This is a genomic window from Brumimicrobium salinarum, from assembly GCF_002844555.1.
Lineage (GTDB): Bacteria > Bacteroidota > Bacteroidia > Flavobacteriales_D > Crocinitomicaceae > Brumimicrobium > Brumimicrobium salinarum.
The window spans coordinates 51,936-64,553 of sequence record NZ_PJNI01000008.1 but is presented as its reverse complement, the minus strand read 5'-3'; the positions used below and the strand labels follow the sequence as shown (position 1 = coordinate 64,553).

General features: G+C 32.7%; 13 protein-coding genes. 3 read left to right on the top strand and 10 right to left on the bottom strand.

The window, feature by feature from the left end:
• Positions 1 to 7: 7 nt before the first annotated feature.
• The 3 genes from CW751_RS08050 to CW751_RS15830 all read right to left on the bottom strand — a co-directional run bounded on the left by CW751_RS08050 (position 8) and on the right by CW751_RS15830 (position 1,039).
• Positions 8 to 625 (bottom strand): Cap15 family cyclic dinucleotide receptor domain-containing protein, encoded by a 618-nt coding sequence (locus CW751_RS08050; RefSeq protein WP_133122166.1) that lies wholly within the window; start codon positions 623 to 625, stop codon positions 8 to 10.
• A 65-nt stretch (positions 626 to 690) separates the two neighbouring features.
• Positions 691 to 843, bottom strand: coding sequence for a hypothetical protein (locus tag CW751_RS15390; protein ID WP_165779257.1), 153 nt, complete (start codon positions 841 to 843; stop codon positions 691 to 693).
• Between the two features lie 73 nt (positions 844 to 916).
• A complete protein-coding gene (locus tag CW751_RS15830) occupies positions 917 to 1,039 on the bottom strand; it encodes a hypothetical protein (protein WP_262484522.1) in 123 nt (40 codons plus the stop codon).
• A 269-nt stretch (positions 1,040 to 1,308) separates the two neighbouring features.
• Between CW751_RS15830 and CW751_RS08045 the strand changes: the two genes are divergently transcribed.
• The 3 genes from CW751_RS08045 to CW751_RS08035 are packed head-to-tail and all read left to right on the top strand — an operon-like array spanning position 1,309 to position 3,421.
• Entirely contained in the window at positions 1,309 to 2,367 is a 1,059-nt protein-coding gene (locus CW751_RS08045; protein WP_101334495.1) for a helix-turn-helix domain-containing protein, read from the top strand.
• Between the two features lie 6 nt (positions 2,368 to 2,373).
• Positions 2,374 to 2,886, top strand: coding sequence for a PIN domain-containing protein (locus CW751_RS08040; protein ID WP_101334494.1), 513 nt, complete (start codon positions 2,374 to 2,376; stop codon positions 2,884 to 2,886).
• 16 nt (positions 2,887 to 2,902) lie between these two features.
• The gene (locus CW751_RS08035) at positions 2,903 to 3,421 is read left to right on the top strand and encodes a hypothetical protein (protein ID WP_101334493.1); all 519 of its coding nucleotides are present in this window, start codon (positions 2,903 to 2,905) and stop codon (positions 3,419 to 3,421) included.
• Positions 3,422 to 3,560: 139 nt separating this feature from the next.
• Here the strand turns inward: CW751_RS08035 and CW751_RS08030 are convergent, their stop codons facing one another.
• The 7 genes from CW751_RS08030 to hsdR form a co-directional block, all read right to left on the bottom strand.
• Positions 3,561 to 4,739, bottom strand: a complete 1,179-nt coding sequence (locus CW751_RS08030; RefSeq protein ID WP_101334492.1) for a PDDEXK-like family protein — start codon at positions 4,737 to 4,739, stop codon at positions 3,561 to 3,563.
• Positions 4,740 to 4,772: 33 nt separating this feature from the next.
• Positions 4,773 to 5,741: a Kiwa anti-phage protein KwaB-like domain-containing protein gene (locus CW751_RS08025; protein ID WP_165779256.1), complete on the bottom strand. Its 969-nt coding sequence runs from the start codon at positions 5,739 to 5,741 to the stop codon at positions 4,773 to 4,775.
• A 77-nt stretch (positions 5,742 to 5,818) separates the two neighbouring features.
• Positions 5,819 to 6,433, bottom strand: coding sequence for a hypothetical protein (locus CW751_RS08020; protein WP_133122165.1), 615 nt, complete (start codon positions 6,431 to 6,433; stop codon positions 5,819 to 5,821).
• A gap of 36 nt (positions 6,434 to 6,469) precedes the next feature.
• Positions 6,470 to 7,840, bottom strand: coding sequence for a restriction endonuclease subunit S (locus tag CW751_RS08015; protein WP_101334489.1), 1,371 nt, complete (start codon positions 7,838 to 7,840; stop codon positions 6,470 to 6,472).
• Positions 7,841 to 7,842: 2 nt separating this feature from the next.
• Positions 7,843 to 9,279, bottom strand: coding sequence for a class I SAM-dependent DNA methyltransferase (locus CW751_RS08010; RefSeq protein WP_101334488.1), 1,437 nt, complete (start codon positions 9,277 to 9,279; stop codon positions 7,843 to 7,845).
• A gap of 55 nt (positions 9,280 to 9,334) precedes the next feature.
• The gene (locus CW751_RS08005) at positions 9,335 to 9,955 is read right to left on the bottom strand and encodes a hypothetical protein (RefSeq protein WP_101334487.1); all 621 of its coding nucleotides are present in this window, start codon (positions 9,953 to 9,955) and stop codon (positions 9,335 to 9,337) included.
• A 2-nt stretch (positions 9,956 to 9,957) separates the two neighbouring features.
• Positions 9,958 to 12,405 (bottom strand): EcoAI/FtnUII family type I restriction enzme subunit R, encoded by a 2,448-nt coding sequence (gene hsdR / locus CW751_RS08000; protein WP_101334486.1) that lies wholly within the window; start codon positions 12,403 to 12,405, stop codon positions 9,958 to 9,960.
• Positions 12,406 to 12,618: the final 213 nt, after the last annotated feature.

The window sequence follows — 12,618 nt, the reverse complement described above, 5'->3', positions numbered from 1 at the left end:
ATTTATATTAAAATTCGTGATTAAGGTCGTTGCTGACCCAGTTAAGTTTTGAATACTCTCCTTTTGTCTGAAAAGGTTCCCTTCCAGTGTAATATCCGCCTGCCAATGTTTTTTCAGTTCCATTTCTGATAAACTCAATTATGTCTGTACCCTCATGTTTTGAGAAGTTCTGTTCAGTACTTCCTTCATTCAAATAGTCATAGGTCAACTTAAAATGTTGCTCATCTTTGGTCTTCTCTATTGACAATGCTTTACTTACAGACTTTGATGATTTTACGCCACCTTCTTTCATTGTAGAAGATGTAATGGTAATTACATGACCATTTTGTTTAATCGTTTTAACATGAGGTAATTTTCCTGTTTTCAGATTTCCTTGATCATCTTTATATTGAAAATGTAAAAACCCTTCATACCTACCAGAAAAATCATCTATCCAGAAAATGTATTTGAAAGGCTTGTACTTCCATAAATAGGTAGAAATAAACATCAAGATTGCAGTTAATACCGCAATACTAGAAATGGACAATAGCCAATACTCTTTGATTAATAATAATGGGGATAATATCAATACAATAAGAGTTAGTAAAGTTTTTGAATTATAATATTTAAAGTAATCGTGCTTCATAAGCGTTTTTGTTTTTATAAAAATTAAAATTTAGGAAGGAAGTCTTTCTCCCTTCCCAATTATCATTATGCAGATTTTAGTAATACTGCAATTCCAATAAGCACCAACATTAATGTTGCGCCCATTGTAATCATTTTAGCATTTTCACCTGCTGCATGTACACAGCTGTTTTTGTGACAAACACTAACTTGATTTGATTTTTGTAAGTTTTTCATCATAAGTATGATTTAAAATTATTATTTACTTCTCCTTTCCAGAGCAGAGGAGATTCGCTCTTTTTAAGAACATTAATTATCCTTTTGAATCTTTACGATTACTTCGGATATGCTCTTTAACTTTAATAGTTTTTCCACCTACTTTTTTAGTGTGAGCAGGAACTCTATTGAACTTCTTACCGGATGCGTCTTTCGCCATCTTAATTAAGTTTTTGTTTACATTATTCTCTCACTTCTCGACCGAAAGAACTGGACGTCTATTCAATTATATATAATTTTTATCAGTTTACAAAATATTAAAAACAAATAACGTTGTAAACTTTACAAAGGTTGCCTATTTTCTATAAATCCTTTATAAAATGATTATAAACACAGATATTCAACCAATATAAACATGTTAAAATCTATACGAAATAAACTTTGTAAACTAAAAAACACCTATATTTGTTTTAATTAAAACCAAAAACAATGAATACTATTTTCGCGGAAAGATTTAAATCAGCTCGATTGTTAAGTGGACTATCTTTACAGGACGTTGTTGACAAACTCAATAATAAAATCACTAGGCAAGCTATTTATCGCTATGAAAAAGGTGAAGTAATTCCTGATAGTGAAATGATTGCTGAATTCAGTAAAATATTTAATGTACGACCAGATTTCTTTTTTAATCCTATGACCGTAGAGATTGGAAAAGTGGAATATCGTAAACTAAAAATACCTGCAAAAGAAGAAACCAGAATTCAAGAGCAAACCAAGGACTATCTTTCTCGCTATCTTGAAATAGAAGAAATTTTAGGGATAAAAAATAATTTTGTAAACCCATTGGAAGATTATCCAGCAGTTTCTGGTTATGCCAATGTAAATCATGCGGCTAATTCTCTGCGTAAAGAATGGAAACTTGGTAATAATGCCATGCCCAACATCGCTGAACTACTAGAGGATAAACACATTAAAGTTTTAAAAATTAAAGCTGATGGCAATTTTGATGGTTTACAAACTTATGCCAATGGAAATATTCCTGTAATTGCCTACAATGAAACCCAAATGGATAATAAAAAAGACCGATTGAGGTTTACCTTATTGCATGAATTGGGACATTTACTGTTAGACTTTAATGAGAGCCTAACCCATAAACAAATTGAAACTTTGTGTCATCAGTTTGCGGGAGCAATGTTATTGCCCGAGGCTGCAATTAAACAAGAATTGGGTGAACACAGAAAGCAATTATCTATGAATGAATTGGGCAATATCAAGAAGCAATACGGAATATCCATGCAAGCTATTGTGATGCGGGCTAATGTTTGCAAAATTGTAAATAATAATTATACACGACAATTCTTTAAAATGATGGATGATAATAATTGGAGGGTTGATGAGCCTTTTGAATATCATGGACACGAAGAATCGGGGCGTTTTGACCAATTAATATACAGAGCCGTTGTGGAAGAATTGATTTCCATGAGCAAAGCGGCAGCACTTAAAAACATGACGCTTGCAGCATTTAAAGCAAACACTAAAATGATATAAGAATCTATGAAGATAGCCATTACCGATGCGTGTATCTTTATTGATTTGCACGACCTAAATTTAACCGTATCTTTCTTTTCTATTGATTTAGAATTATACACTTCATTAGATGTACTCAACGAGTTATATCCAGAACAGAGAAACGTGCTCGATGCTTTTGTGAGTGTTGGGAAGCTAACAATCCACACCATAGCTTCTGCTGAAAGAATTGAAATAATGAATACGAATTACCCTCGTGCCTTATCCGAAGTTGACAAAACCGTATTATTCCTTGCCAAAAAACATGAAGCAATCGTTTTGAGCAGCGACAAAGTTATTCGCAATCACGCCAAGAAAGTAGCTATAGAATACCATGGAATGCTATGGATTTTTGACCAATTGATAGAACAAGGTATTTTAAGTAAAAAAGAAGCTTCTGAAAAGTTAAAGGAGCTGATTCAGCAAAATGTGATGTATCAGAATAATTCTAAGTTGATGAAGGAATTTGAGGGAAGGTTGATGGATTGGGAGGATAACTAATAAAAGTAAAGACAAAATGCATTATAACGAAAGGACAATTATTGAGGGGTTGGTTTACCATTTTAACAACTATTATAGACTTCATCAAAGTTTAAATCCTATAGTAAAAGATAAATACACTGATCAAGCTAGAAGTCAAAATTGGATCACGATTAACTCTATGAGACATGAGCTTACTGCTTATTTAAATAGAATGGGACAGTTTTATTTTTATGCCAAAAGCGATAGTGTTACAGATTTAGGAATCTCTTATGAAATTGAAATGCCAGAAATACTAAGGTTTATCCCACTAAGACATAAATTAACAGCACATAGAGCCTTTGATAATCCAAGAAAAAATGAAGAAATAAATCAAATTAAAATCACTGACAGTCATTTTCATGGAGGAGCATATATGTTAATAAATGGAAGGTTTATTGTTCAATTAAAACATAAAAATGATGTAATTTCATTTGATCTCATAAAAGAACATTCTAAAATAATATCTGAAGCGAAAAAACTTTTAGATTTAATTGAAGATAAAAAACAAATTTAACTTATTCTTCACGTTTTACAGACTAATACGTTTCATCTCTTATATGTTTGATGTTCTTTTTAAAGTTCTTTCCTTTAGGGGAATTAAAAACTGAATGATTCAAATCAAACAACACCTTTTCATTTCCTCAAAAGCACTACTAATGATATAACTCAACAAAATCCTTAACTTGGTTTACAACCTCATCGACCATCTCATTAAAATAATCAGCATCATCTAACAATTTCTCAAGCGTTTTTATACTGGACAAATTCAAATGATTATCGCATGGTGTTTTTATATCTCTAATTAAAGGCCAAGAAGAATTCAATCTATAATCGCCATCACTTAGAATTTCATACTCCTTTTCCTTTTCTCTATCAAATACACCTATAAAAATACGTCCATGATTATGTCCTTTTCCCGAGAATGACTCTAAACCAAATTGTAGATCCTTAACATGAAGCTTTTCAGAGTTCAACCAAATCTGTGAGTAAACATGAGAAGTATCGTTCCCTGGACGTGCAGTCACATCTAACTTCCTATTATTTATTTCTTCACAAACTGCAATTCTAAGTTTTTCTCTAATGTTAGAAACAGCTTTTCGGAAGTGTGAGTGAATATATTTTGCTTCTTTTAGATTGTTTTCAATTAGCTTATTTAGCTTAACTTCTAGGTTATTATCCATTGTATGAGTTAGATTTTTTATTAAAATTCTGTATTGTTTTATTGCATTTTCAACTATTGAACCAGGCTTTACTATTAACAAACAATTCTCCAACCAATTTAAGACATGAGTTTTATAAGTAATGATATCATAATCTTTGTCTGATAATTTATAAAGACTTTTCTTTGTTGGTTTTTCACCATAAAGATTTAGATAATATAATCTACTGTCTGCTCCTTTATACAAACTATACCTATACATCTGGTTTTTCTGATCGCCAGCCTTAATTTTATTTTCTATAGCTATTGCTTTTCCTGAAGGAAAGTTGATTAAAATATCAATGGAGCCTCCACTTAAATAATCTTCTGGAATTTTCCCCAAATTATGTTCAGCTTTAACTTTTACCAAAATTAGGTTTTCATCCTCATATTCATAACCGATTTCTTTAAGAAACAATTCTAAAAATCTTTGGCCGTGATAATGATTCCCATTAGGATCTAACAACGCCACAATCATTCCTGAATGTGTTTTGGTTTCATCCTCTTCCATTTTCAATACAGAAAAGATATTAAAATCTTCGCCTTTTTCTCTTATATTTTTTCGGTGTTCTTTTACAATCGACCCTGTATCATTAAGTAATGTGGCTAGCTTCGTTTGATTTATGTCCGTCATACCATTTCTATATTAATTCCCTACTTAAAAAATCTATTTTTTCAACCTCCCAGCTGCGGTTTCGAAAACTTTACCTCCAAAAATCCCTTCTTTGTAAAACTCGCTTATAACTTGGATAATGTTTTTAGCTTCTTCTTCGTCCTTAGCATTTATCTTCCCATCAACATCGTAAGAGAATTTAATTTTCAATTTCTTTCCTGCTCGATTGAACTCCAATTTGAAGTTCTTACAGGTTTTTAAAAAATCGATATTCCCAATATCTTTAGCCTTGATAAGTTTATTTCTAAATGATGGCTTACTTAATATAACAGACGAAATGTGCTCTATTCCATTTACGAAATTTATATCATTAACCTCTTCAACCAACTCCTTACTCAATTCTATGAATTCCTCAGTTAGGCTTGTTATATCTTCAAAGCCTTTTTTGTTGAATATATAAATATTTTGATCAAAATAAATCATATCAATACTAGGTTCGATATTGATAGAGAAACCGTTCATTGGTTTTAGAGTGCTAGTTGTGGTATCAAAAACTGAATTAATTGAGTTTTTCATAGCACCTTTGAGATTTTTTGATAAAGATTGATCTACTGCCATATTTCTAGGCGCCAGTTTCTTAATACAGTACAACCAATCCTGTTTTTCAGAACTGTAAAAGCCATAGCAGATAGCCCATGCCTTTTCTAATTCAGCTAATTTTTCAAAGGACTTTAGAGCTTTAATCTCTCCTCCTAATCTTGAATTCAAAAATTCTTTAAAACCTGTTATCTTTCCGAGATCCTTGTAAGTCTGAATCTTATCTTCTGTATCATCTATTACCTGATATTCTTTTATTTCAATGTCATCGCGCACCTTTTTATTGATCACTTTTTTGAGCATGTCCTGGATACTTGGAGCTAATTCCTCACTTAAATCTACTTGTAAAGGTACATATTCAAATTTTTCAGATGGTTTTGCTTTTGTTTTAACACCTGCTTTTTTCTTTCTTTCAATAATATACATGTGAATTGTTTCACTTTCTGTATATTCATTTAGTTCTTCTAACAAATCTGTCGCTTCCATTTTATATCTTTAGTTTTCTAGTTTTTATAGGCATAATATAACCGATGGCTTAATTTTAAAAGTTTTAACTCCTCCTCTTCCTCAATCCATTTTTGACTTGATATGATTAAGGCGTTTCTCTTTACTTTGTTATTAGAGCAATGTATATAATCTAGTTCAAACAAACCATATTTCATGTTTAGTATTGGATTAATCAATATTAAACTAGAAGTTGAATATAACTTGTAGTAAATAAAAAATAGAATCGAAAAAACAATGTAATTATATGTATCAATGTTTCCCTGAATCATTAAAGGAATAACGTATGTTGCCAAATAAGATAATGATTCTTCATTTTTGGGTCTAATAGATGTGACTTTTACAGGAAAAGCATTCCTTTTTTTCTTAGAAATATTCTTAAAAGTTAATTTCGTTCCAACTATAGCATAAACAGTCAAGAAAGTAAGTAAAGCTAAAAAGCCAAATTCAGATATAAATAATTTTATTGAGTCTAAGCTGATTTCAACAAATTTGAAACGATTAAATTTTTCAAATAAAATCTTAATTGCAAGCAATAAAAACAAAGGCAAATAGGATAGACAGAACATTGCAAACAAAGAACCCCTTTTCAATATATGTGGTGAATCTCCCATTTTAAAATTAACTTAAGATATGTTTATAACAATCACTCATACCATTTCCTTTTTAATCTCCCCTTCAAAAGCCTCCTTCAAAACCGCCTGCATCAACATCTGTGCATTGGCTTCACTTTCTGCTACTTCTTTTTCTAATTCCTCGCAATGCTCCATTAAAACCTCTACCTTTTTTACGATTTCTTGTTGTTCTTCCAGTGGCGGTAATGCAATTAGTATATTATCCATTTTATTCTTTGGTAATCCTTCTCTTCCAGCTCCAGTTTGTGCTTCATAAATCATATTTTGAAAATAGGGAGAGCAAACAACCTTGTGAATAAAGTATCCATTGCTTTTTATTAAGGTTCTAATAATAGCAACATGCTGATTTATATTTCCTGTTTTGAAATCTTTTGGTACAATACAACATCTACCTATAGAACCTCCTGTAATATTGAGTAATAAATCTTCAGCTTGAACTTTTGTTCCTTTCATTTTTTTATGTGTGGCCATTGGGATATATGCAACACCACTTAATCTTAAACCGCCATCATAAACATTTTGGGATCTAATGAACGGTATTCCAGCTTCTATGTAGGCTGATTTCCCACCTCTTGGCGTACTTCCTGAACCAGTTTTAGTACATATATCACCTAACTTTGTCCAAACCCACCCCTCTGGCAAATCAAAAGGAATTTCCTCATCTGATATAGGCGGCAAAGCTTTTTCTTTTCTAATTTTCTTCTCTTTGACGAGTTGGGCTTTCTCAGCTTTTATCCGTTTGAGTAACTCACTTGCCTCTTCCAATGGTGACTCTTGAGCCTGTCGAGCAGTTCGCCATTCTTCTGTGAGTTTTCCTTGAATTGCTTCTTGTAAAATGGATTGCTTGAGTTGGAATAGGTATTCTTTTTGTGAAGAAATTTCTAAAGACAATTTTTTAGATATTTTCGAACTACTTTTATACCTCTTAACCATTTGTTTTTGCTCTTTAATTTCGGGAACAAAAATCTTATGATTTAAAAACACTTTTTCATCTAGATATTTCCTATGTGTTGAACCTGTACTTGATTCAATGCAAATTTGAATAAAATTATATGAGTGCGTAAAGTAAAAAAACCATTCTGTGTCTATCAAGTCAGTATCCACTGAATAAGTCCAAAAATTTCCGGTAATAATTGCTCCATCTAATTCATCAGGGATAATACCAAAAGCACCATTTCTAGCATCGATCTTAGATAAAATAAAATCTTTAGCCTTAATCACAAATTGTTTTTTTGTTCCTATTAATGCTCCAATAACTTCATCTCTTAACTTTACTCCTTTATGATTTCCTGATACAGTTACTCTCTTATAAGTAGTATCATCCTCGATGATAATTTGATCCTTAATTCGTATTAAAAAATCTTTGATTCTAAATTCTTTACCCATAATTATCTTAAATATTTTGTCAAGTCTTTTACTAATTCCCGACTCGTATTTATTGAATTATTTAATTTCTCAAGAGCTTCGGATGTCGTCATCATCTTCTCTTCCTCCTCCACAACCGGATTCTTTATATCCAAATCCCAATTTTTCAAATCCTTCACATTCACTTTCCAAGCCACATCAGATTCTTTTCTGTTATTCCACCAATCAACAATTGGCTGAAACTCTTTAAATTGAACAGGTTTTGTTTTAGAGTAAGACTTTTGACCTGCTGGCAATTGATGTTCGTAGTACCAAATATCTTTTGTTTTTTCACCTTTTTCAAAGAACAAAAGATTGGTGCTTACCGTTGCGGGGAAAAATGTAGATTGCGGCAAACGAATAATGGTGTGTAAATTGGCATCGGTAAGTAGTTTCTCTCTGATACGTGCTTTTACACCATCACCTGTAATGGAACCATCAGGTAAAACAATGGCACAGCGTCCATCGTGTTTTAAAAGTTGCAACATTAAAATGACGAATAAATCCGCAGATTCCTTGCATCTGTAACTAGACGGAAAGTTGGTTTCTACACCGTCGGCAATGCTGGCACCAAAAGGAGGATTGGCCAAAATGACATCTACTTTGTCTTTTGCTTTTATGGCGTTGTATTCTACTTTCAAACTGTCTTTATACAGGTATTCGGGAATGTCAATATCGTGAAGAATTAAATTGGTTAATCCGAGAACATAAGCCACGGGTTTTAATTCCCATCCAGAAATACTTTTTTGAAGAATGTGTTCATCTTTTACGGTATTCACATAGTTCTCTCTTACGTGTTCAATGGCTTCTGTGAGGAAACCACCCGTTCCAGCTGCAGGATCGAGTACTTTATCTCCTAATTGAGGATCCGTCATTTGGGTCATCAACTGCGTAACTGCTCTAGGGGTATAATATTCTCCTTTATTTCCAGCATCACGTAATTCAACTAAAATGCTTTCATAAATATCACCAAATACTTGTTTATCTTTTGAGTTATTAAAGTCAATTTCATTCAGTTTATTGATCACTTTACGCATCTCATATCCCGACTTCATAAAGTTGTTAGAACCTTCAAAAACTTCCTTTACAATCGCTGCTCTTTTTGGATTGGTATTGCTGCTTAGATTTCTCAACGTTGCAAACAAACCTCTGTTTCCTTCGGCATTGCTGTCAATAAATTCCAACAATTCATCACCCGTAATTCCTTCGGCATCTGCTGCCCAGGTTCGCCATTGAAATTTTTCAGGGATTACTGAAACATAATCGTCTTTAATAATTTCAAATTCTTGGTCTTTATCATCTATAATTTTCAAGAACAACATCCAACCGAGTTGCTCTAATCGTTGCGCGTCTCCAGAGATTCCTCTGTCTTGTCGCATTATATTTCTTATGCTGCTAACTACAGCGGATACGTTTGTCATTTTGTATTATTAATGTTAATAGTCGATTTTCATTCGGTAAGTAATTGATGATCAGTCAAGATTCTTTAGTTAGTGAATTTTGTTGTTTAATACTTTCAAAACTTACAAAAATCACCTCATTACCCCTCTTTGTTAGTAGGTTGATTTTATTACAAGAAGCTTCACTAAAATCATTAATAATATTATAAATGTTATTAATTAATTTATTATAATCAGAATTTATACTTACAAATACTGCATTCTGATAGTTTAATGATTCTCCTACAGCCATTTCTAATTTACACAAATCTTTTTTTAGCTTTTTCTTATCTATACTAGGATCAGTTTTTATTTCAACAAAAATAATTTGTTTATGCATTTCAGTTTCCATTTGTCCCTGATGCAAAACTAAGTCAGGATATACTGTATTTGACACGAATTTATGCTTTATTCCATTTTTACCTATCTCGGCGTTTAATGTTAACTCATCTTTCCCATTTTCTAAAACACTATTAGTTCTGATAATTTTCCACTGGTGATATAATTCATATGCGAAATTCCTTTCAATATGCTGAAAATATTTTTTTCTTTTTTCTGGCTCAAGCTCTCTCCAGTTTCCTGAAAAAGCTTGTGTTGAATAATATTTCTCATCAACATCTTTAAAAGCACAGCATAATTCATTTAAATAAATATTCATAATTAAGCTAATTTATATAATTCGTTTTCTAACTCTTTTAAAGCTTCAAGATACTTTACTTTCCCACCAAAAGATTTAATTAACTCGACTGGTGTTCCTAATTCATTTAATGGGTCTAATCTTAAAACTTCCGTACTTTCTATGGTTACTATTCCGTCTTTAGCATATTTTTCAAGTAGTTTTTTGATTACTTCTTGAGCTTGCTTTCCATATTTAGTAAAGTAGTTTCGTTTTACTACATTATCTGCCCTTTCTTTTCGCGTTAAAGGCTTTGCATCAAACGCTACGTGACATATCAAATCAAAAGGATCAAATTCTTTTCCTACTTTTTTCTTTAATTCTTCAAAGAATATTCCTTGCTCTTCCAATTCTTTAACGATAACACTTTTCTTTTCTTCACTGTTCCATCGGCTCAAAAAATCATCTAAAGTTCGGTATTGCTCGTTCACACTTTTCTTGGTATAGTCAATAAAAGATTCGATGATCAATTTTCCAGATTCATCTAAATATTGAACACTCTCACCCATTATAGTGACTTCTACACCATCTACATAGGTTTTTTCTCGTGGATCTTCTACTACACCTCCACCGCCTTCTACTTCTGGATACCCTTCAGGCTCATCAAAATCGATTTCGTTATTGTCATCTAAATCATCAACTATCGGCTCATCAGGTTCAATGTCATCAGCGCCTGAAAGATCTTCCTCTTGATTTGCCTCTTTAATCATTTCAGGAACTCCATCGAAATTAGGATCTGCGAAATGGTCCGTCGCATTTCTAAAATCCATGATGGTAAAATACGTTTTATCGTATTCTTCGTTTAATCGTGTTCCTCTCCCTATAATTTGTTTAAACTCTGTTGGCGAACCAATGTTACTGTCTAAAACAATGAGTTTACAGGTTTGCGCATCAACACCCGTAGTCATCAATTTAGAAGTTGTAGCTATAACAGGATATTTTTCACTAGGCGAAATGAAATTGTCTAATTCTCTTTTCCCCTCGGCGTTATCTCCAGTGATTTGCATGATGTACTTATTGTTTTCACTAAACAAATCAGGATTTTCATTAATCAAGGCTGTTCTCATTCCTTCAGCGTGTTCAATATCAATACAGAAAACAATTGTCTTTGCAAATCGATTGTATCCTTTAAGGAATTCAGTGATTTTTTTTGCTACGATTTTCCGTCGTTCTTCAACTACAATATTGCGGTCAAAATCAGTTCGGTTGTAAATTCTATCTTCAACAGGTTCTCCATTCTTGTCGAGATAACCACTTGGAGGTCGCCAACCTTCTGCATCAACATCTAAGGTGACTTTCACTACTTTGTATGGTGCCAAGAAACCATCATCAATTCCTTGTTTTAAGGAATAGGTATAAATTGGTTCCCCAAAATAATCTTGATTGGAAATTTCTTCTGTTTCTTTAGGCGTGGCGGTTAATCCGATATGAGTAGCAGAATCAAAGTATTTCAATATTTCTCGCCATTTACTATCTTCCTTGGCACTACCTCTGTGACACTCATCAATGATAATTAAATCAAAAAAGTCTTTGGTAAAATCTTTAAAAGCATCTGGTACTCCAGGTTCTGCATTACTTAACCCTTGATATAACCCTAAGAAAACATCAAAAGCTTTATCGGCAGAATCTATTCCTCTTTTATTGTTGGAAACCAAGGTGTCTTTACCATCCACATTAACGACCTTCTTTTTAATGACAGTCATTGCATCTTTAAAATGCCTAAAGTCACCCCTTAAAGTTTGGTCAACCAAAGCGGTTCTGTCAGCTAAGAAAAGAATCTTTCTTTTCGCTTTTGACTTAAACAAACGGTGGGCAATTTGAAAAGCTGTGTAGGTTTTACCTGTTCCCGTAGCCATCACCAAAATCATACGTTGCTGACCTTTGGCCACAGCTTCAACAGTTCTATTTACGGCTATTTGTTGGTAGTACCTTGGCGTTCTTCCAGAGTTGTCAGAAAAATAATCCTCAGAAACAATTCTTTCTTGCTCTTCCGTTTTTATTCCTTTAAACTTTTTGTATTTCTCCCAAAGTTCAGCTGGTGATGGAAATTCATCCAATGATATTTCTTTTTCAATTTCACCGTCCGTTACTGTTTTATCGTGAAAATAGAATCCGTCTCCATTACTACTAAATACAAAAGGAATATCAAGTGTTTCTGCATAACCCAAAGCTTGTTGAATTCCACTTCGAATGCTGTGTGAGTTGCTTTTAGCTTCAATAATTGCAATAGGAACGTTGGGTTTATAAAACAGAATATAATCAGCAAACTTTCGTTTACCTCTTCGGGTCATTTTTCCTTTTACATAGATTCTTCCATCAGTAAAATAAATTTCACGACCAATTTGTGTATGTTCATCCCAACCAGCTTTTAATATCCCTGGTGTAATGAACTTTGCTTTTATATCTGATTCTGAGAGGTCTTTTTTATTCATACTCCTTTACTTAGTTTCAAGCCGCAGTGTTAAAGTGTTAATGAATGGGCTTTTTTAATAGGTTGTAAATACCAATTAATGTCTTTTGGTTTGTATTGTGGCTAAAGATAGGAAATTTGGTGAAATGAGGGCACTTTGTTGCTAGATATAACCTCTCAGCGGCAAGGAGGCAAACTTCGGCATACTCAAATACATATCTCTGTATCAAACAGA

What these genes read in the sequence shown, in the direction of transcription:
- CW751_RS08045 (WP_101334495.1), top strand. Translation starts at nt 1,309, where the DNA reads ATGAATACTATTTTCGCGGAAAGATTTAAATCAGCTCGATTGTTAAGT.
- CW751_RS08025 (WP_165779256.1), bottom strand. Translation starts at nt 5,741, where the DNA reads ATGTATATTATTGAAAGAAAGAAAAAAGCAGGTGTTAAAACAAAAGCA.
- CW751_RS08015 (WP_101334489.1), bottom strand. Translation starts at nt 7,840, where the DNA reads ATGGGTAAAGAATTTAGAATCAAAGATTTTTTAATACGAATTAAGGAT.
- CW751_RS15390 (WP_165779257.1), bottom strand. Translation starts at nt 843, where the DNA reads ATGATGAAAAACTTACAAAAATCAAATCAAGTTAGTGTTTGTCACAAA.
- CW751_RS15830 (WP_262484522.1), bottom strand. Translation starts at nt 1,039, where the DNA reads ATGGCGAAAGACGCATCCGGTAAGAAGTTCAATAGAGTTCCTGCTCAC.
- hsdR (WP_101334486.1), bottom strand. Translation starts at nt 12,405, where the DNA reads ATGAATAAAAAAGACCTCTCAGAATCAGATATAAAAGCAAAGTTCATT.
- CW751_RS08050 (WP_133122166.1), bottom strand. Translation starts at nt 625, where the DNA reads ATGAAGCACGATTACTTTAAATATTATAATTCAAAAACTTTACTAACT.
- CW751_RS08040 (WP_101334494.1), top strand. Translation starts at nt 2,374, where the DNA reads ATGAAGATAGCCATTACCGATGCGTGTATCTTTATTGATTTGCACGAC.
- CW751_RS08035 (WP_101334493.1), top strand. Translation starts at nt 2,903, where the DNA reads ATGCATTATAACGAAAGGACAATTATTGAGGGGTTGGTTTACCATTTT.
- CW751_RS08030 (WP_101334492.1), bottom strand. Translation starts at nt 4,739, where the DNA reads ATGACGGACATAAATCAAACGAAGCTAGCCACATTACTTAATGATACA.
- CW751_RS08020 (WP_133122165.1), bottom strand. Translation starts at nt 6,433, where the DNA reads ATGGGAGATTCACCACATATATTGAAAAGGGGTTCTTTGTTTGCAATG.
- CW751_RS08005 (WP_101334487.1), bottom strand. Translation starts at nt 9,955, where the DNA reads ATGAATATTTATTTAAATGAATTATGCTGTGCTTTTAAAGATGTTGAT.
- CW751_RS08010 (WP_101334488.1), bottom strand. Translation starts at nt 9,279, where the DNA reads ATGACAAACGTATCCGCTGTAGTTAGCAGCATAAGAAATATAATGCGA.